At 58.8% G+C, this 19,839-nt stretch carries 15 protein-coding genes and 1 riboswitch; of the genes, 7 read left to right on the top strand and 8 right to left on the bottom strand.

Annotation, left to right across the window (positions count from 1 at the left end; translation table 11 throughout):
- Nucleotides 1-44: 44 nt before the first annotated feature.
- Nucleotides 45-3,755, bottom strand: a complete 3,711-nt coding sequence (gene metH / locus GHN92_RS02850) for a methionine synthase (protein WP_153326171.1) — start codon at nucleotides 3,753-3,755, stop codon at nucleotides 45-47.
- Nucleotides 3,756-3,909: 154 nt separating this feature from the next.
- On the opposite strand from metH, the gene GHN92_RS02855 reads away from it, so the two are divergent.
- A complete protein-coding gene (locus GHN92_RS02855) occupies nucleotides 3,910-6,207 on the top strand; it encodes a fatty acid cis/trans isomerase (protein WP_153379336.1) in 2,298 nt (765 codons plus the stop codon).
- 112 nt (nucleotides 6,208-6,319) lie between these two features.
- Nucleotides 6,320-6,904, top strand: a complete 585-nt coding sequence (gene nfuA, locus GHN92_RS02860) for a Fe-S biogenesis protein NfuA (protein WP_016781101.1) — start codon at nucleotides 6,320-6,322, stop codon at nucleotides 6,902-6,904.
- An 85-nt stretch (nucleotides 6,905-6,989) separates the two neighbouring features.
- Here nfuA and cobM read toward each other — a convergent pair whose 3' ends face one another.
- From cobM to GHN92_RS02885, 5 genes are all read right to left on the bottom strand, one after another.
- The gene (cobM, locus tag GHN92_RS02865) at nucleotides 6,990-7,736 is read right to left on the bottom strand and encodes a precorrin-4 C(11)-methyltransferase (RefSeq protein WP_095000399.1); all 747 of its coding nucleotides are present in this window, start codon (nucleotides 7,734-7,736) and stop codon (nucleotides 6,990-6,992) included.
- Nucleotides 7,737-7,812: 76 nt separating this feature from the next.
- Nucleotides 7,813-8,226, bottom strand: coding sequence for a cobalamin biosynthesis protein (locus GHN92_RS02870; protein WP_095039093.1), 414 nt, complete (start codon nucleotides 8,224-8,226; stop codon nucleotides 7,813-7,815).
- A complete protein-coding gene (locus tag GHN92_RS02875; protein WP_153326175.1) occupies nucleotides 8,223-8,924 on the bottom strand; it encodes a CbtA family protein in 702 nt (233 codons plus the stop codon). Before GHN92_RS02875 ends, GHN92_RS02870 begins: the two co-directional genes overlap by 4 nt.
- Nucleotides 8,925-8,935: 11 nt before the next feature.
- Nucleotides 8,936-9,124, bottom strand: a complete 189-nt coding sequence (locus tag GHN92_RS02880; RefSeq protein WP_095023582.1) for a CbtB domain-containing protein — start codon at nucleotides 9,122-9,124, stop codon at nucleotides 8,936-8,938.
- 95 nt (nucleotides 9,125-9,219) lie between these two features.
- Nucleotides 9,220-9,431, bottom strand: a riboswitch (cobalamin riboswitch).
- 147 nt (nucleotides 9,432-9,578) lie between these two features.
- Nucleotides 9,579-9,944 (bottom strand): response regulator, encoded by a 366-nt coding sequence (locus tag GHN92_RS02885; protein WP_095024740.1) that lies wholly within the window; start codon nucleotides 9,942-9,944, stop codon nucleotides 9,579-9,581.
- 164 nt (nucleotides 9,945-10,108) lie between these two features.
- Here GHN92_RS02885 and GHN92_RS02890 point away from each other — a divergent pair, with 164 nt between their 5' ends.
- The 5 genes from GHN92_RS02890 (at nucleotide 10,109) to GHN92_RS02910 (ending at nucleotide 16,637) form a co-directional block, all read left to right on the top strand.
- The gene (locus GHN92_RS02890; protein WP_153326177.1) at nucleotides 10,109-13,585 is read left to right on the top strand and encodes a response regulator; all 3,477 of its coding nucleotides are present in this window, start codon (nucleotides 10,109-10,111) and stop codon (nucleotides 13,583-13,585) included.
- Entirely contained in the window at nucleotides 13,586-14,401 is an 816-nt protein-coding gene (locus GHN92_RS02895; RefSeq protein ID WP_178102591.1) for a protein-glutamate O-methyltransferase CheR, read from the top strand.
- A gap of 17 nt (nucleotides 14,402-14,418) precedes the next feature.
- Nucleotides 14,419-15,006 carry a chemotaxis protein CheB gene (locus GHN92_RS02900; protein ID WP_095000639.1) on the top strand — a complete coding sequence of 196 codons (588 nt, stop codon included), beginning with the start codon at nucleotides 14,419-14,421 and terminating at the stop codon, nucleotides 15,004-15,006.
- On the top strand, nucleotides 15,000-16,193 hold the full coding sequence (locus tag GHN92_RS02905; protein ID WP_153326256.1) for a hybrid sensor histidine kinase/response regulator: 1,194 nt from the start codon (nucleotides 15,000-15,002) through the stop codon (nucleotides 16,191-16,193). Before GHN92_RS02900 ends, GHN92_RS02905 begins: the two co-directional genes overlap by 7 nt.
- Nucleotides 16,194-16,259: 66 nt before the next feature.
- Nucleotides 16,260-16,637 carry a response regulator gene (locus GHN92_RS02910; RefSeq protein ID WP_153379338.1) on the top strand — a complete coding sequence of 126 codons (378 nt, stop codon included), beginning with the start codon at nucleotides 16,260-16,262 and terminating at the stop codon, nucleotides 16,635-16,637.
- 120 nt (nucleotides 16,638-16,757) lie between these two features.
- Here the strand turns inward: GHN92_RS02910 and GHN92_RS02915 are convergent, their stop codons facing one another.
- Together GHN92_RS02915 and mrdA are read right to left on the bottom strand one after the other, a co-directional pair.
- Nucleotides 16,758-17,813, bottom strand: a complete 1,056-nt coding sequence (locus GHN92_RS02915; protein ID WP_153379340.1) for a tetratricopeptide repeat protein — start codon at nucleotides 17,811-17,813, stop codon at nucleotides 16,758-16,760.
- A 106-nt stretch (nucleotides 17,814-17,919) separates the two neighbouring features.
- Complete coding sequence (gene mrdA, locus GHN92_RS02920) at nucleotides 17,920-19,815, bottom strand: penicillin-binding protein 2 (protein ID WP_095000391.1); 1,896 nt, start codon at nucleotides 19,813-19,815, stop codon at nucleotides 17,920-17,922.
- Nucleotides 19,816-19,839 lie beyond the last annotated feature (24 nt).

Genomic DNA, 19,839 nt, shown 5'->3' on the forward strand with positions numbered 1-19,839 from the left:
CGCATCCGGCAGCGACTGCAGGGTGTCGGAAGCGTTGCTACCTGTTAGTTATCATACCCCAGGTTTGGCGCCAGCCAGCGCTCGGTCACGCTCAAATCTTGCCCTTTGCGCGCCGTGTAGCTTTCGATCTGGTCCTTGTCGACCTTGCCCACCGCAAAGTACTGCGCTTGCGGATGTGCGAAGTACCAGCCGCTAACCGCTGCCGCCGGGAACATGGCGTAGTGCTCGGTCAGGAACACGCCGCTTTTGCCCGCACGCATCTCTTCGGCCTCCGGATCCAGCAGCTTGAACAGGGTGGCTTTCTCGGTGTGGTCCGGGCAAGCCGGGTAGCCGGGAGCAGGGCGGATACCGCTGTATTGCTCCTTGATCAGCTCTTCATTGGCCAACTGCTCATCCTTGGCGTAGCCCCAGTAGCGGGTCCGCACCTGCTGGTGCAGCCACTCTGCGCAGGCCTCGGCGAGACGATCGGCCAGGGCCTTGACCATGATCGAGTTGTAGTCGTCCCCCGCGTCCTGATACGCCTTGGCCACTTCTTCGGCACCGATGCCTGCGGTAGTGATAAAACCGCCCACGTAGTCGGTCACGCCGCTGTCCTTGGGTGCGACAAAGTCGGCCAGGGAGAAGTTCGGCTTGCCGTCGGTCTTGATGATCTGCTGGCGCAAGTGATGCAGTTTGGCCAATGGCTGGCCATCGTCACCGTACAGTTCCAAATCGTCATCGTTAACCTGATTGGCCGGCCAGAAACCGAACACTGCCCGGGCGCTGATCAGCTTCTCGTCGATCAGTTTTTTGAGCATTTCCTGGGCATCGGCATACAGCGCCGTGGCCGCTTCGCCGACGACTTCGTCGGTGAGGATGCGCGGGAATTTTCCAGCCAGGTCCCAGGAAATAAAGAACGGCGTCCAGTCGATGTACTCGGCCAGTACCTTGAGGTCGATATTGTCCAGTACCTTGGCACCGGTGAAGGTCGGTTTGACCGGCTGGTAGCCGGCCCAGTCGAACTGCGGTTTTTTGGCGATCGATGCCGGGTAGCTCAGGCGCTCGGTGCGGGCACTACGATTGGCGGTGCGTTCGCGGACCTCAACGTACTCTTCGCGGGTTTTCTGAACAAAGGCCGGTTTCAGTTCCTTGGACAGCAATTGCGTGGCCACGCCCACGGCGCGAGAAGCGTCGGTGACATAGATCACGGCATCGTTCTGATACTTGGGTTCGATCTTGACTGCGGTGTGCGCCTTGGATGTAGTCGCACCGCCGATCATCAGTGGCAAGTGGAAGTTCTGACGCTGCATCTCGCGGGCAACATGCACCATTTCATCCAGCGACGGCGTGATCAGGCCGGAAAGGCCGATAATGTCGCACTTCTGCTCTTTGGCTACCTGCAGGATTTTCTCTGCCGGCACCATCACGCCCAGGTCAACGATGTCGTAGCCGTTACAGCCAAGCACCACGCCGACAATATTCTTGCCGATGTCATGCACGTCGCCCTTGACCGTGGCCATCAGGATCTTGCCCTTGGCTTCCGGTTTGTCGCCTTTTTCCAGTTCGATAAACGGGATCAAGTGGGCCACGGCCTGTTTCATCACGCGGGCAGACTTGACCACCTGGGGCAGGAACATTTTGCCCGCACCGAACAGGTCGCCGACGATGTTCATGCCCGACATCAGCGGGCCTTCGATCACTTCGATCGGGCGCTTGAACGACAGGCGCGACTCTTCGGTGTCTTCAACGATATGGGTGGTAATGCCCTTGACCAGTGCATGCTCCAGACGCTTGTTGACGTCCCAGCTGCGCCACTCTTCGGTTTCGGCTTCCTTGACGCTGCCATCGCCCTTGTACTTGTCGGCAATCGCCAGCAGGTTGTCGGTGGCATCCGGGGTACGGTTGAGCACCACGTCTTCCACGGCATCGCGCAACTCGGCCGGGATCTGGTCATAGATTTCCAGCTGGCCGGCGTTGACGATACCCATGGTCAGGCCGTTGCGGATCGCATACAGCAGGAACACCGAGTGGATCGCCTCACGAACCGGGTTGTTGCCACGGAACGAGAACGATACGTTGGATACACCGCCCGAGGTCAGGGCATAGGGCAGTTCGTCGCGGATATAGGCACAGGCATTGATGAAGTCCACAGCGTAGTTGTTGTGTTCTTCAATGCCGGTGGCCACGGCAAAGATGTTCGGGTCGAAAATGATGTCTTCCGGCGGGAAGCCCACTTCGTTGACCAGAATGTCGTAGGAGCGTTTGCAGATTTCTTTTTTGCGCGCCTCGGTGTCGGCCTGGCCGGCTTCGTCGAAAGCCATCACCACCACGGCGGCACCATAGCGTTTGCACAGTTTGGCGTGATGAATGAACTGCTCGACGCCTTCTTTCATGCTGATCGAGTTGACGATGCCCTTGCCCTGGATGCACTTGAGGCCCGCTTCGATCACTTCCCACTTGGAGGAGTCGATCATGATCGGTACGCGGCTGATATCCGGCTCGCCGGCGATCAGGTTGAGGAAGGTCACCATGGCCTTCTTCGAGTCCAGCATGCCCTCGTCCATGTTGATGTCGATGATCTGCGCACCGGCTTCAACCTGTTGCAGGGCCACTTCCAGGGCTTCGGTGTAGTTGTCTTCGCGAATCAGCCGGGCGAAGCGGGCAGAACCGGTGATGTTGGTTCGCTCGCCGACGTTGACGAACAACGAGCTGCGATCGATGGTGAACGGTTCAAGCCCGGAGAGACGGCAGGCCTTTGGAATGTCCGGGATCGGGCGCGGAGCATAACCGGCTACGGCGTTGGCGATGGCCTGGATATGCCCCGGCGTGGTGCCGCAGCAACCGCCGACAATGTTGAGGAAACCGCTCTGGGCGAACTCTTCAATGACCTTGGCGGTTTCCGCCGGCAGTTCGTCGTACTCGCCGAATTCGTTGGGCAGGCCGGCGTTGGGGTGCGCCGAGACGTAGGTGCTGGCCTTGTTCGACAGCTCTTCGAGGTACGGACGCAGTTCGCTGGCACCCAGGGCGCAGTTCAAACCCACGGAAATCGGTTTGGCGTGGGCCACCGAGTTCCAGAACGCTTCGGTGGTCTGGCCCGACAGGGTACGCCCGGAGGCGTCGGTAATGGTGCCGGAAATCATGATCGGCAACTCGACACCCAGCTCTTCGAAAACGCCCTGTACGGCGAAAATCGCGGCCTTGGCATTGAGGGTGTCGAAGATGGTCTCGATCAGGATCAGGTCGGCGCCGCCTTCGATCAGGCCTTTGCTGGCTTCGGTGTAGTTCTCCACCAGCTCATCGAAAGTCACGTTGCGGTAGCCGGGGTTGTTTACGTCCGGGGACAGCGAGCAGGTGCGGCTGGTCGGGCCCAGTACACCGGCAACAAAGCGTGGTTTGTCCGGGGTTTCCAGCGTTTTGGCATCAGCCACCTTGCGCGCCAGGCGGGCGCCTTCTACGTTTAGCTCGTAGGCCAGTGCCTGCATGCCGTAGTCGGCCTGGGAAACCTGGGTAGCATTGAAGGTGTTGGTTTCGAGAATATCGGCACCGGCATCCAGATAGGCCTTTTCAATCGAGCCGATCACGTCGGGGCGGGTGAGCACCAGAAGGTCGTTGTTACCCTTGACGTCGCTCGGCCAGTCGGCGAAGCGTGTGCCACGATAGTCGTGTTCCTCTAGACGGTAGCTTTGGATCATAGTGCCCATGCCGCCATCGAGAATCAGAATGCGCTCTTTGAGGGCTTGCTGAAGTGCTTGGAGACGAGCGCTGCGGTCAGACATAGGACTACCTGTTAGAGCCATGCAAAAGATGCGAAATCATAACAAACCTGCGTGGGATTTGAGCGTCTGCTGTTTTACATGAATTTGATTCATGTTCCGACGTTTGTTCGACAGGTAGAATCGCGACATATTTTTGATATCAGGACAATGGCACATGTTTTTTCGCCTACTCACCAGCGCCGTGACGCTGGTGGTGTGCAGTACAGCGTTGGCACAGGCCCCGTTGGTCAGCCCGGCTATTTCCTATACGCGGGATATCCAGCCGATCCTCACCGAAAAATGCGTTGCCTGTCACGCCTGCAATGATGCGGCCTGCCAGCTCAACCTCGGCAGTGCAGAGGGCGCGACCCGCGGTGCCAGCAAGGTACCGGTCTACAAGGGCGACCGGGTGGATGCCGTGGCACCAACGCGGATTTTCTACGATGCCAGCGGCCCCAATGAATGGCGCAACAAGGGCTTTTACTCGGTACTCGACGCCCAGGGCGCTCAAGCAGCCCTGATGGCCCGCATGCTGGAGCTGGGGCATAGCACGCCGTTGACCCCGAATGCCAAATTGCCCGAAGACATCGTCCTGGGCCTGAACCGCGAAAACGTCTGCCCGGCGCCCGGTGAGTTCAATGCCTATGCCCAGAGCCATCCCAGGGAGGGTATGCCGCTGGCCGTTACCGGCCTGACCGACCAGCAATACAGCACCGTGCAGACCTGGCTGGCGCAGGGCGCTAAAGTTGATCAGCAGGCCATCAAGCCCACAGCGGTCGAGGCTGCGCAAATTGCCGAGTGGGAAGAGCTGTTCAACCGTCCGGGTTCCACCGAAGCACTGGTGGCGCGCTGGTTGTACGAGCATCTGTTTCTTGCCCATACCTATTTTGACAACGGTGTGCCGGGGCATTATTTCCAATGGGTGCGCTCGCGCACGCCCAGCGGGCAACCTGTCGACCTGATCGCCACCCGTCGCCCCAACGATGACCCGGGCACGGCGTTTTACTATCGCTTGCAGCCGGTGCAGGGCGTGATCGTGCACAAGACCCATATCACCTACCCGATGGGGGCGCATAAGCTGGCGCGGGTCAAGCAGCTGTTCTACAGCGGCGACTGGCATGCCACCAAACTGCCGGGTTACGGGCCACGCGGGCGTGCCAATCCGTTTGAAACCTTTGAGGCTATCCCGGCAGTCGCGCGCTATCAATTTATGCTCGATAACGCTGAATACTTTGTGCGCACCTTTATCCGCGGGCCGGTATGCCGTGGTCAAATTGCCACCGATGTAATCCGCGACAACTTCTGGACCGTGTTTCAGGAGCCTGCCCGCGACCGTTATGTCACCGACGCGGTGTATCGCGGCCTGGCAACGCCCTTGCTGGCAATGCCCGGGCAGATCGACGACGTTGGCAGCGTTATTTCGCTGTGGCACAACTACCGCGACAAGCGTAACGACTATGAAAAGCTGCGGCAAAAGGCCTATGCCGATATGCCGCCTCCAAGCTGGTCGACCCTGTGGGCGGGCAACGACAACGCCTTGCTCACGGTATTCCGCCACTTTGACAGCGCCAGTGTGAGCAAGGGCCTGATCGGCGAGATTCCGCAAACCATGTGGCTGTTCGACTACCCGTTGCTGGAGCGCACCTACTACCAGTTGGCAGTCAACTTCGACGTATTCGGCAATGTCTCGCACCAGGCTCAGACCCGTCTGTACTTTGACTTGATCCGCAACGGTGCCGAAGTCAACTTCCTGCGCCTGATGCCCGCCGATTCCAGAGCGTCGATCCTCAGCGATTGGTATCAGAACAGCGGCAAGCTGAAGATGTGGATGGACTACCAGAAAATTGACACAGACACTCCGACCGGCATGAAGCTCGACCCGGCCAACCCCAAGCGTGACTTCGCCCTCAAGCTGATTGAGCGCACCGGCACCCTGAATGCGCGTCCCGACCCGATCAACCGCTGCTCGGGTGCATACTGCTCACGGCCCAATATTGCGCAGGAATTCAAATACGCCGAGCAAGCGCTCAGCCGTTTGACCTCGCGGCCTGCTGCCGGGCTGGACGTGATCAATCAATTGCCTGAAGCCACCATGCTGCGTATCGAAGGTGCAGACGGCAAGCGCGAGATGTATAGCATGTTGCGCAACCGTGCTCACACCAACGTGGCCTTTATGCTGGGCGAGGAGTACCGCCTTGAGCCGGGGCTGGACACCTTGACCATCTACCCGGGAGTGCTGAGCAGCTACCCCAATTTCATGTTCAACATCCCTGCGGATCAGGTCGAAGCCTTTGTCGAGGCCATGGAGCAATGCAAGGATCAGGCAACGTTCGACACCATCGTCGAGCGTTGGGGCATCCGCCGCAGCCACCCGCAGTTTTGGCATTACTTTCATGATATAGGCCAGTACATCAATGAAACCGACCCGGTGGAAGCGGGCGTACTGGACATGAACCGTTACGAAAACCTGTAAAGGGACGGTTGAAATTGAACGAATGGGACGCAGCTTTCCTGACAAAAACACTAGGACTTTGTCAGGCGCGCCGATTGGCGTAAACTGCGTCCCATGTCTGCGAGGAGATTCCATGAGCGCCATAACGATTACCGACGCTGCCCACGATTACCTGGCTGATCTGCTGTCCAAGCAGAACACCCCGGGTATCGGTATCCGCGTTTTTATCACCCAACCCGGTACTCAGTACGCTGAAACCTGCATTGCCTACTGCAAGCCGGCTGAAGTCAAACCTGAAGACACCGCCATTGGCCTGAAAAGCTTCACGGCCTGGATCGATTCTTTCAGTGAACCGTTCCTGGACGATGCCGTGGTGGACTACGCAACGGACCGTATGGGTGGTCAGCTGACCATCAAGGCGCCAAACGCCAAAGTGCCGATGGTCAACGCCGACAGCCCGATCAACGAGCGCATCAACTACTACCTGCAAACCGAGATCAATCCCGGTTTGGCCAGCCACGGTGGTCAGGTCAGCCTGATCGAAGTGGTTGAAGATGGTATCGCGGTGCTCAAGTTCGGTGGCGGTTGCCAGGGCTGCGGCCAGGCGGACGTGACCTTGCGTGAAGGCATCGAGCGCACCTTGCTGGAGCGTGTGCCGGAGCTCAAAGGCGTACGTGACGTGACCGACCACTCGCAGAAAGAAAACGCCTACTACTAACAGGGCGTTCGCTGCGAAGCTGAAGAAAAAACGGTGCCCCGTGAGCACCGTTTTTTATGGTTGTTTAAAAGCCCTCAGGCCGCACTCAAGGTCGATACAAGTGTGCATGCCCCGCCCGGTACAGCGACGACTCGGCGAAACTGTCATTGGCCAGCACCCGGCCCACCAGAATCAGCGCGGTACGCCGGAAGCCCTTGGCCTGAACCTTGGCCGCAATATCCGCCAGCGTACCTTGCACCCAGTCCTGATCTGGCCAACTGGCACGGTGAATCACGGCAATAGGGCAGTCGCTACCGTAGTGCGGGATCAGCTCGGCAACGATTTTGTCCAGATTCTTGACCCCCAGATGAATCGCCATGGTTGCCTTGTGCTGTGCCAGGCTGGCCAGTTCTTCGCCGGCGGGCATCACGGTTTTCTCCGCATAGCGGGTCAGGATCACGGTCTGGGAAATATCAGGCAGGGTCAGTTCCGCTCCCAAAATGGCTGCGCAGGCCGCCGTGGCCGTCACTCCCGGAATGATTTCAAAAGCGATGCCCAGCTCGCGCAGGCAGCGTATCTGTTCACCAATCGCGCCATACAGGCTCGGGTCGCCGGAGTGTACGCGGGCCACATCCTGGCCTTTGGCGTCGGCCACCTTGATCAGCTCGATGATCTGTTCAAGGTGCAGCTCGGCGCTATTGATCACTTGCTCGGCCTGGTGGCCTGTCAGGACCGCTTGCGGCACCAGTGAACCTGCATAAATGATCAGCGGGCAGCTGCGAATCAGGCGCTGGCCCTTGACAGTAATCAGCTCTGGATCGCCGGGCCCGGCGCCGATGAAATAAACGGTCATGGCAGTCTCTTGAAAAGGTCGAGATAGAGCTGTTCGTGAACAACGCTCATAGTGAGGAGGGGGATTATCGCGGGTTTTACCGGGCGCAGGCTAACGCAAAGGTCGCCATGGAGGTTTTTTTACGTGTGATCAACAAAGCCGCCGGTGCCCCGGCCAGCTGTGTGGCCAGGGCCAGGGCAGCACTTTCGGCAATGCCAAAGCAACCGGTTTGTGCGAACGCGGTAGCCGAGCGATGGCTGAGCCGGGGTGAAAACTCGGCCATTTGCGCGGCACTGAACAGTTCCAGCTCGAGGTTTAGCTCTGTTGCCAGTTGCAGCAGCCCGGGCTCGTGGCGCTTGAGGTCAATACTGGCCAGGGCACGGATCGCACTCAGTGCAATGCCGGCCTGGCTCAGGCTGTCTTCGATCAACGCCAATAGCGCTTGTGCGCTGCAACCCCGGCGACAACCCAGGCCAATCACCAGGCTTGGCGCTGCGCCGGTCGCTGTCATGCCGAGTACTGACCTGCAGGATTGCGCCGGAACAGCCAGGCGCTGATCACGCCCAGGGCCAGCCAGAAGGCCAGGTTGGTCAGTTGCGCGGCAATTTTGAACTGCGACTCCAGTGCCTCAGGTGCCAGGCTTGAATGCACCAGCGGCTGCGGCGCGCCAAAGAGATGCGGCACCAGCACAATCGCCACACCCAGCACTTTGAGTGCCCAATGCTTGCCAAATACCAGCAAGGCAATGGCCACGGCCGTCGAGGCTGCAGTGCTGACCCACCAGAGCTGGCGTTGCAACAGATCCGCCGCGGCAGTGCCCGGCAGTTCAGGCGGCAAGCCCATGGTCGGTGCCAGGCAGAACACGGCATAGCCGGCCAGGCCCCAGAGCAGGCCCTGGGATGTGCGGGCGGGTGCGCGCAGGGTGTACAGGCCCGCCAGCATCAGGGCAAAACCGACGGCGACCACGAGGTTGCCACCGGTTGTCGACAGTACACGTTGCCAGCCATCTTCCGGCTCCCAGGCCTCGGCGTCATGCTCATGTGCAGGCATGGCCATGTCGGCATGTTCGTGCACTTCGCTAGCTGCGGGCTTTTCGTAGGTTTCGGCCTGCAGAATCAGCGGGGCAACCCAAAAGCTTTGCAGCAGGGTCAGCAGCAGGGCGGAAAGCAGGCCGGTAAAGCCTGCCGTTCGAGCGATACGCGTGATCATGGCAGGCAGTCTCAATGGCACGGAAAGGCGGAGCTGTGACGGGTGTCATGAGCTGCGTTGTGCACGGCATCGATATGCGAAAAACCGGCGAAGTAAACGAGCAAAGCGCCCAGTACGGCAGCGCCGACAGCGGCCACGATACGTTGGCTTTGGGTGGTGCTACTCGCAGCGGAGTGGGTACGGCTGGTGCTGATGGACATGGCGCTTGCCTCGGGTCGGACGACGGGCAGCAAAGCGCAAGAAAACCCCGCGAACGAAGCTCGCAGGGTTTAACAGCGCCCGCCCACCGCGGGTTTGTTATTCGAAATAATCAGGCCGGTCTCCGGGCTTGCGAGGGGCTCATGGGCTGAACCTGCAAACATCTCCTTCCCATGCCAGTGGCACAGTGGACGTGATGTTTCTCTCGCTTACCGTTGCGGGGGCAGCGCCGGACTTGTCAGGGCAAAAGCCTGACGCACCGGTTTCCCGTTTCACCCTGTGAAGGGCACCTGATACAAGATGTGTAGGAAACCACAGCCCTGTTGGGCCGTCAATTGCAGAGGTATGCCTGGCTTTTGATTTTCATGTGTGTGGCTTGCCTGCGATGCGGGTAACGCGGTCTTTCAGGGGCACCGCAGTGACGCGATCGCGAGCAAGCCCGCTCCCACAGACTTCTCATGCATTGATCAGCATGCTTTTGACTTTTGCGCGCAGTTGGTCAATGGAGAAAGGCTTGCCGATCACCGCCATGCCTTCTGCAATCTCCAGGGTCTCGGCGTAGCCGCTGGCAAACAGCACTGGCAATGTCTGGCGCAGTTCGCGGGCCTTGGCAGCCAGTGTGCGGCCGTCCATTCCCGGCAGGCCAACGTCGGTCATCAGCAGGTCAATGTTGCGGGCTGTGTCCTCAAGCAGTTCCAGAGCGCGCTCGCTGCCATCGGCTTCAAGCACGCTGAACTCCAGTTCTTGCAGTACATCAACGATCAGCATGCGAACAATGGCGTCGTCTTCGACCACAAGGATGGTGGAGGGTGTTGCGGACATAATCATGATCTCGATAAAAATTTAAGCGCAGTTGCCACAGCGAGTAAGCATAGCCTTCACCTGCCTCCCTATGTGTGTAAAAACGTATTTAAAGGTAAGAAATTAGAACTATTGCTCGATAATCCGGCAAACTCCAGTTTTTTATGACTGTCACGGGCCTGAAAATGAACGCACCTGCATCAATCGACGAGCGAAGCTTTCGCAAGCTCCTGAGTCGCAACGTCGGTTTGCCTTTGGCCGTCGGTGTGCTCAGTGCTGCATTGTTTGTGGTTATGGTCAGCTATTTGCTGTCGGTGATCAGGTGGGTCGAGCACAGTGATCGGGTCATCAGCAATGCCAATGACGCGGTGCGCCTGACGGTCGACCTCGAAACCGGCATGCGCGGTTTTCTCATCACCGGTGATGAGCATTTCCTCGACCCCTATGCCGTCGCCAAGCCGCAAATCAATGTGCAATTAAAAGGTTTGCAGGAGCTGGTCAGCGATAACCCCCAGCAGATTGACCGCCTCAAGCGTCTTGAAGCGTTGCAGGATGAGTGGAATGTCTACGCACAGTCGATGGTCGACCTGCGCCGCCAGGACGGTGACTACCGTTCGGCAGTGCAGGCCGGACGCGGCAAGCGCCTGAGTGATGAAATCCGTAAGGAATATGACGATTTTATTCAAATGGAGCAGCAACTGCGCATGGCGCGCAGTGAAGACGTCAGCCGTACCACGATTATCTGTATCGCCCTGTACCTGTGTTTTGTACTGGGCTTGAGCGGCTTTCTGGCCTATGTAGGGCGTCGAGATTTAATAGAGCTTTCAAATAGTTACAACAATGTCTTCGAGTCGCAGATCAAGACTGCGCAGCGCCTGGAGCAGCAGGCGTGGTTACGCAACGGTCAGACTGAACTGGCCGAACAGGTGCTGGGGCGTCTGACCCTGAATATGCTGGGGCGCAATATCCTGCAATTCTGCGCCCAGTATCTGGGGTCGGTGGTGGCGGCGGTTTACGTGCGTGAAGATCATGGCGGCCTGAAGCGTGTGGCCAGCTACGGTTTTTCCCGTGAGCAAGAGGTACAGGACCAGCTGATTCACAACGACGAAGGCATCGTCGGGCAGGCCGCGCAGCAGGACAAGCTGATTCGTCTGGACAATGTGCCTGCCGACTACAGCCTCAAAGTAACCTCCGGGCTGGGCCAGGGCAGCCCGCACAGTGTGCTGGTGGTACCGACCAGTGATGATGACCGGGTCAACGGGGTGATTGAGCTGGGGTTTCTGCGCCCGCTGAGCGCGCGCGATATCGAGCTGTTCGAACTGATTGCCGACAATATCGGCACTTCGATCGAAGCTGCCCGCTATCGTCAGCGCCTGCAGGAAGTGCTGGCCGAAACCCAGCAGCTCAACGAGGAGCTGCAAGTCCAGCAGGAAGAATTGAAAACCGCCAACGAAGAACTCGAAGAGCAGTCGCGCATCCTCAAAGAGTCGCAAACCAGCCTCGAAACCCAGCAGGCCGAACTTGAGCAGACCAACGAAGAGCTGGCTGGCCAGCGTGACGCGATGGATCGCAAGAACACCGAGCTGAACCGGGTCCAGATCCAGCTTGAAGACCGCGCGGATGAGTTGCAGCGCTCCAGCAAGTACAAGTCGGAGTTCCTCGCCAACATGTCCCATGAGCTGCGCACGCCGTTGAACAGCTCGCTGATTCTGGCCAAGCTGCTGTCCGAGAACCCGCAGCAAAACCTTAGCGCAGAGCAGGTGAAGTTTGCCGAGTCGATTTACTCGGCGGGCAATGACCTGCTCAACCTGATCAACGACATTCTGGATATTTCCAAGGTCGAAGCCGGCAAGCTTGAAGTGCGCCCCGAGAACACCAGCGTCGGGCGTGTGGTTGAAGGCTTGCGCGGGATGTTTCAGCCACTGGCAGGTGAAAAATTCCTGGGCTTTGACGTGCAAGTTCAACCCGGCACGCCGCCGATGATCTACACCGACAGTCAGCGTCTGGAGCAAATCCTGAAAAACCTGCTGTCCAATGCGGTCAAATTCACCGAGAAAGGCCAGGTCAGCCTGGTCGTGTCCCGTGAGCCGGGAGAAGGAGTGGCCTTTGCTGTGACCGATTCGGGCATAGGCATCGCCGCGGATCAGCAGGAAAGCATTTTCGAAGCCTTCCGCCAGGCTGATGGCACCAGCAACCGCCGCTACGGCGGAACTGGCCTGGGCCTGTCGATTTCCCGCGACCTGGCGACCTTGCTCGGTGGTTCGATCACGGTCAGCAGCGAGCCGGGGCAGGGCAGCACCTTTACCCTGGTGCTGCCGGAGCAATATGTGGAGTCGGCCGAGGAGTTGGCGCAACTGTCCGCCACTGCCGCGCCACGGCCAGCACCCGCGGCCCTCAGGTCTCAGCCGTTACCCGTCGTTGTGCCACCGGTAGAGATTGCGCGCTTTATGGATGATCGCGAGCAGGCGCCGTTTGCCACGCGTTGCATCCTGGTGATTGAAGATGAGCCCAACTTTGCGCATATCCTCTTCGATCTTGCACATGAACTTGGCTATCGTTGCCTGGTCGCCCACGGTGCCGACGAAGGTTTCAGCCTGGCCGCACAGTTTATTCCCGATGCCATCCTGCTGGACATGCGCCTGCCGGACCACTCGGGGCTCACCGTGTTGCAGCGCCTCAAGGCCCTTGCGCCGACCCGGCATATACCGGTGCATGTGATTTCCGTCGAGGATCGGGTCGAGGCCGCGATGCATATGGGCGCAGTGGGCTACGCGGTCAAGCCGACCACCCGTGAAGAGCTGAAAAACGTCTTCGCCCGCCTGGAAGCCAAGCTGACCCAGAAGGTCAAGCGCGTGCTGCTGGTAGAGGACGACGACCTGCAGCGTGACAGCATTGCCCGCCTGATCGGCGACGATGACATTGAAATCACCGCCGTAGGTTTTGCCCAGGAGGCACTGAACCTGCTGCGCGACACGATCTACGACTGCATGATCATCGACCTCAAACTGCCGGACATGCTCGGCAACGACTTGCTCAAGCGCATGTCCACCGAGGAAATCTGCTCGTTCCCGCCGGTTATTGTTTATACGGGGCGTAACCTGACCCGCGATGAAGAGGCTGAACTGCGCAAGTATTCGCGCTCGATCATCATCAAGGGCGCCCGCTCACCGGAGCGCTTGCTCGATGAAGTGACATTATTTCTGCACAAAGTTGAATCTCAGTTGTCCCATGAGCGGCAAACAATGCTCAAGACCGCCCGCAGCCGCGACAAGGTGTTCGAAGGGCGCAAGATTCTGTTGGTGGATGACGATGTCCGCAATATCTTTGCCCTGACCAGCGCACTGGAACAAAAAGGCGCCATTGTGGTGATCGGCCGTAATGGCCGCGAAGCCATCGAACGCCTGGATGAAGTTGAAGACATCGACCTGGTGTTGATGGACGTGATGATGCCGGAAATGGATGGCTACGAGGCCACCGTCGAAATTCGCAAGAACCCGCGCTGGCGCAAGCTGCCAATCATTGCGGTGACGGCCAAGGCGATGAAGGACGATCAGGAGCGTTGCCTGCAGGCAGGCGCCAATGATTACCTGGCCAAACCTATCGATCTGGATCGACTGTTTTCGTTGATCCGGGTCTGGCTACCGAAAATGGAACGACTCTAAGTGCAACGAAACACCGATATCGAGTTACGGTTGCTGATTGAAGCGATCTATCTCAAATACAGTTACGACTTTCGCGATTACTCCGGCGCTTCGATCAAGCGCCGGGTCAATCATGCATTGCGTCAGTTCGATTGCCAGACCATTTCGGCCTTGCAGGAGCGCATCCTGCATGACCCTACGGCCTTTATGCAGTTATTGCAGTTCCTGACCATTCCAGTGAGCGAGATGTTTCGCGATCCGGAACACTTCCTGGCCATTCGCCAGGAGGTGGTGCCCATCCTCAAGACCTACCCGTCGCTGAAAATCTGGATTGCGGGGTGCAGCACCGGTGAGGAGGTTTACTCCATGGCCATCCTGTTGCGCGAAGAAGGCTTGCTGGAGCGCACTATCATTTACGCCACTGATATCAACCCGCGGTCTCTGGAAAAAGCCAAGCAGGGGATTTTTTCCCTGGAGAATATTCGCGCCTATACCCACAACTACCAGAAAGCCGGTGGTCAGCGCTCGTTTGCCGATTACTACACCGCCGCCTACGACTACGCGATTTTTGACAAGACGCTGCGTGAGAACGTGACCTTTGCCGACCACAGTCTGGCAACGGACAGCGTGTTTTCAGAAACCAATTTAATTTCATGCCGTAACGTATTGATTTACTTCAATAAAGATTTACAAAACAGAGCCTTTGGCCTGTTTCATGAATCGCTCTGCCACCGTGGCTTTCTGATGCTGGGCAGCAAGGAAACCCTGGATTTTTCGAACTACAGCAAACAGTTCACCCCGGTGCTCAAGCAAGAACGGATCTACCGCAAGCTATGACAGCCCGGCACAGCCTGATGGCTGCACACAGACCAGTAGAAGCCGTGGTGATCGGTGCCTCGGCGGGCGGGGTCGAAGCCTTGCTGGCCCTGCTGGGCGATTTGCGACCTGGCTATTGTCTGCCGATCATCGTGGTGTTGCACTTGCCCGACGAGCGCCGCAGCCAGCTGGCAGAAGTGTTTGCCAAGCGCGTGGCCCTGCCGGTGCGGGAGGTTCAGGACAAGCAGCCGATCGAGCCGGGTACCTTGTATTTTGCCGCGCCCGGCTACCATGTCTCGGTGGAGCAGGATCAGAGTTTTTCCCTGAGCCAGGAGGAGAGGGTGCATTTTTCGCGACCTGCGATTGATTACCTTTTTGAGTCTGCGGCCGACGTGTATCAACAACGCCTGGCCGCGATATTGCTCACAGGTGCCAATCGCGATGGTGCGCTGGGGCTGAGCCAGGTCAAGCAGGCGGGCGGCCTGACCATTATCCAGGACCCGGACGAAGCCCATGTATCGACCATGCCCCGCGCAGCCCTGGAGCTTTTTCAACCGGACTGCATCCTTCCCTTGCGCGGCATTGGCCGTCTGCTTGTCGAGCTGGAACATATCCAATGCTGCTAAATGATATTCAAGCCAAACTGCTGATCGTCGATGATCTGCCGGAAAACCTGCTGGCCCTTGAAGCGCTGATCAAGCGTGAGGATCGCCTCGTCTACAAGGCCCTGTCTGCCGACGAGGCGTTGTCGCTGCTGTTGCAGAACGAGTTCGCAATGGCCATTCTGGATGTGCAAATGCCCGGGATGAACGGTTTTGAACTGGCCGAGATGATGCGTGGTACGGCCAAGACCAAAAACATCCCCATCGTGTTTGTCAGTGCCGCCGGCCGTGAGATGAACTATGCCTTCAAGGGCTACGAAAGCGGTGCGGTGGACTTTTTGCACAAGCCGCTGGATATCCATGCGGTCAAAAGCAAGGTCAGCGTGTTCGTTGAGCTGTATCGTCAGAGCAAGGCCATGAAGCAGCAGGTCGAAGCACTGGAGCAGAGCCGCCGCGAGCAGGAGACCCTGCTGGCGCAGCTCCAGTTGACCCAGGTGGAGCTGGAGCATGCTGTGCGAATGCGTGATGACTTTATGTCGATCGTCTCCCATGAGGTGCGAACGCCGCTCAACGGGCTGATTCTCGAGACCCAGCTGCGCAAGATGCACCTGGCCCGCGACAACGCCGCGGCATTTACCCTGGACAAAATGCAGGCCATGGTCGAGCGTGACGAACGCCAGATCCAGAGCCTGATTCGCTTGATTGAAGACATGCTCGATGTGTCGCGTATTCGCACCGGCAAGCTGTCTATCCGCCCTGCGCCGGTTGATTTGGCCCAGGTCGTTGCACAGTTGCTGGAGAGCTTCTCCGCACAGATCAGCGCAGCGCAATCAAGTGTCAACTTCACGGCGGTGCAGCCGGTGGTGGGGCAGTGGGATGAGTTCCGGATCGAGCAGGTAATCAGCAACCTGCTGACTAATGCCCTACGTTATGGTGCGAAAAAGCCCATTGAGGTATCTGTTTACATTGACGACGATCAAGCCGTGGTCGATGTGCGCGATCAGGGCATCGGCATCAGCGAAGCAAACCAGCAGCGGGTTTTTCAGCAATTCGAACGGGTTTCAGCCAGCCATGTCACTGCAGGTCTAGGCCTGGGGCTGTTTATCTCGGAGCAGATTGTGGCTGCGCACAGCGGCACCATCAGCGTGCAGAGTACGTTGGGTGAGGGGGCATTATTCAGGGTTTGCCTGCCGTTGGTACAAAAGACATAAATTGGGCGCAACCTATGACCGCGCCTGGGGTCATACTGGCAGCGATGGCATGAATTAAGGTTTCCTATGAGTGAAGATGCGCAAGATGTTGTTTTGATTGTCGAAGACGATCCTTCAATCCTGATGGTCCTGAGCGCCTATCTGTCGGGCGAGGGCTACAGGGTCTTGCAGGCCGAAAACGGCGAACAGGCGTTCGAGATCCTGGCGAGCAAGCCGCATCTGGACCTTATGGTTACCGACTTCCGTTTGCCGGGGGGGATTTCCGGGGTACAGATCGCCGAGCCTGCGCTCAAGCTGCGCCCGGACCTGAAAGTCATTTTTATCAGCGGTTACCCGGCCGAGATCCGCGACACGGGCAGCCCCATTACCCTGACGGCGCCGATCCTGACCAAGCCGTTCGACCTCGACACCTTGCAGGCGCAGATCCAGAAGCTGCTGGCCTGAGCATCTGATTCATGCCGAAACCTGTGGGAGCGGGCTTGCTCGCGATGGCATCACCCGCGCCCCTCAGACAGGCCGGCTTGCCTGCATTGCGAGCAAGCCCGCCACTGCAGGTTCAGTGCTTCACAAGCCCTGCTGCAACGCCGGGTCATCCGGGTTTTGCTGCTCCAGTTGCGCGAGCAGCACCTGCACATTCTGCAATTGCCCGGCCTCCTTCCAGTAGCGAATCAACAATACGCGTGCCTTGCGATTGGCAGGCTGGCGTTGCAGCAGCTCTTCGAGCTGACGTTGCGCGGCTTCCAGTTGGTCGAGGTCGTGCAGGGCTGTGGCCAGTTTGTAACGGTAATCACTGTTGTCGGGCTCCAGCTCAACGGCCCTGGCCAGGCCAAGCAGGGCGTACTCGGTCTGGCCGTGATTGAGCAGCCAGATGCCCAGGGCATGCTGCAGATAGGCTGCGTCAGGATGGGCTTGAAGTTGTCTGGCCAGCAATTGCCGGGCCTGGTCGGCTTTACCGCGCTTGTCCAGCAGTTCGATTTGCGCGACGACGGCCTTGAGGTTGTCGGGGTCCAGGCGGGTGACTTGTTCCAGTGCAGCCTGGGCGTCGTCCAGCTGGCCTTCATGCAGGTACAGCCGGGCAAGTTGGCCTTGAGCCTGCGGATCATCGGGGCGGGTCTTGAGGTCGCGTTCGAACTCGTCGACCACTTGCTGCAAGGGGCCGAAGTACAGCCCCTGTTCATCTGGCGACAGACCAAGCAGGGCATTGGCAGCCGCAAAACGCACACTCTGTTCACTGTCATCGAGCAATGGTCCCAGCAATAGCGTGCGCTGGGCGTTGGGCACCAGCCCGACTATGCTCTGGATCGCGGCTTTGCGTACCAGGGGTGAAGGGTTATGCAAATCGGCGTCGGCCAGCTTGAGCGCTTGCGGGCTCGGGTAGTTGGGCAGTTCGGCATGCAGGCCCGCGCGGCGGGTATCGGTCAAGTCGGTGCGAGCCAGTTGCTGGTAAAGCACGCGGGCGGCACCGGGTTTGCCGTTATGGGCCATATCCAGTGCGATGGAGTAGCGCTGGTTTACCGAAGGAGTAGGGGCGGCAGGATCAGGGCGCATCGAATACCAGAGGCCGCCGGCAACAAGTGCTGACACAAGGCTGATTACGAGGTAACGGCGGGGCTGGGTCATCCAATATCCAGAAACAGGCATGCATATGGGGTGCAAGAGTGGGTGACTCGGGAGCTTGAGTCAAATCGCCATGGCCACCCTCACCCTGAGGGCGAGGGTGCGGCTTTCACACATGCGGCGTGGCATGGCCCTTGACCTGCGGGCTGGCGTACTGCGGCTTGAGCAGGCCCTGGTTGTCCAGCAACCAGGCATCCATCACCTTGCGCACCACCGGGCCGGCCACCCGGCCACCGGCTTCGCCGTTCTCGATCATCACCGAAATCACGATTTGCGGATCTTCCGCCGGGGCAAAGCCAACAAACAGGGCGTTGTCCCGATTGCGCTCGGCGGTCTTGAGGCGGTTGTAACGCTCGCCCTGCTTGATTGCCACCACCTGCGCCGTACCGCTTTTGCCGGCAATCCGGTATTGCACGCCCTGGGCTGCTGCCCGGGCAATACCGCGCGGGTCGTGCATCACCAACTGCATGGCGTGATTGACCTGATCCCAGTCCCGCGGATCACGCAGCACCAGATTGGGGATCGGGTGTTCATCCACCGGCGGCGTACCGTCCACGGTCCTGGCCAGGTGCGGACGGTTCCATACGCCCTTGTTGGCAATCAGCGCGGTGGCCTGGGCCAGTTGCAGCGGGGTAACCTGCATATAACCCTGGCCGATGCCCAGGATCACTGTTTCGCCAGGGAACCATGCTTGACGGCGGGTGCTGCGCTTCCACTCGCGGGACGGCATCAGGCCAGATGACTCTTCAAACATGTCCAGCGAGACTTTTTGCCCCAGCCCGAATTCGGCCATGTAATCGTGCATGCGGTCAATGCCCAGCTTGGATGCCAGGTCGTAAAAGTAGGTGTCGTTGGAGCGCATGATCGCCGCGTTCAAATCCACCCAGCCGTCACCACTGTGGTTCCAGTTGCGGTATTTGTGGTCGACATTGGGCAACTGGAAATAGCCGGGGTCAAACACCCGGGTCGAGGCGGAAATTACGCCGCTGTCCAGCCCTGCAATCGCCACTTCGGGCTTGATGGTCGATCCCGGTGCATACAGCCCGCGCAGGGCCCGGTTGAACAGCGGTTTGTCGATGGAATCGCGCAAGCCCGAGTAGTCCCTGGAGCTGATACCGGTCACGAACAGGTTGGGGTCGAAACTCGGTTTGCTGACCATCGCCAGCACCTCGCCGGTTTTCGGGTCCAGGGCAATGATCGAGCCACGGCGGTCGCCCAGGGCATCCTCGGCGGCTTCCTGCAATTTGATATCCAGGCTCAGCACGATGTTCTTGCCCGCCACCGCATCGGTGTGGCGCAGCACGCGCATGACCCGGCCCTGTGCATTGGTTTCGACTTCTTCAAAACCGACCTGGCCGTGCAGTTCGTTCTCATAGAAGCGTTCGATGCCGGTTTTGCCGATCGATTGGGTGCCACGGTATTGAGTGGCATTCAGCTGCTTGGCTTCTTTCTCGTTGATGCGCCCGACATAACCGACTGAGTGGGCAAAGTGATCGCCCTGCGGATAGTGGCGTACAAATTGCGCCTCGACATCGATACCCGGCAGGCGGAACTGGTTGACGGCCAGCAGGGCGATCTGATCTTCCGTCAGCTCGTACAGCAGGGTTGAAGGGTCAAACGGGTGGCGCGCCTGTTTCATCGCCTTGGCAAATACGGCGCGATCTTCTTCGGGCAAGTGCAGGATGCTGATCACTGAATCCAGCACCTTGGCGGTATCGCCAGCCCGCTCGCGGGTGATGGTCATATTGAAGCTGGGCTGGTTATCGGCCAGCAGCACGCCGTTGCGGTCATAGATAAAACCGCGCTCCGGGGGGATGGGCAACACGTGCACCCGGTTGTTCTCGGAGACCGTGGAGTTGTAGTCGAACTCGGTGACTTGCAGAAAATACATGCGACCGATCAGGGCGCAGCTGATAGCCAGCACCAGCGCCGCACAGGCGATCAGTCTTTTATTGACCAGCCGTTTTTCGGAATCGTGATCTTTAAGAGGGATCGGCTCAGGCATATCCGGGGTGTCTCGCGTCAGAAA

This window comes from Pseudomonas sp. FSL R10-2964, from assembly GCF_009600035.1.
Classification (GTDB): Bacteria; Pseudomonadota; Gammaproteobacteria; order Pseudomonadales; family Pseudomonadaceae; genus Aquipseudomonas; species Aquipseudomonas bubulae.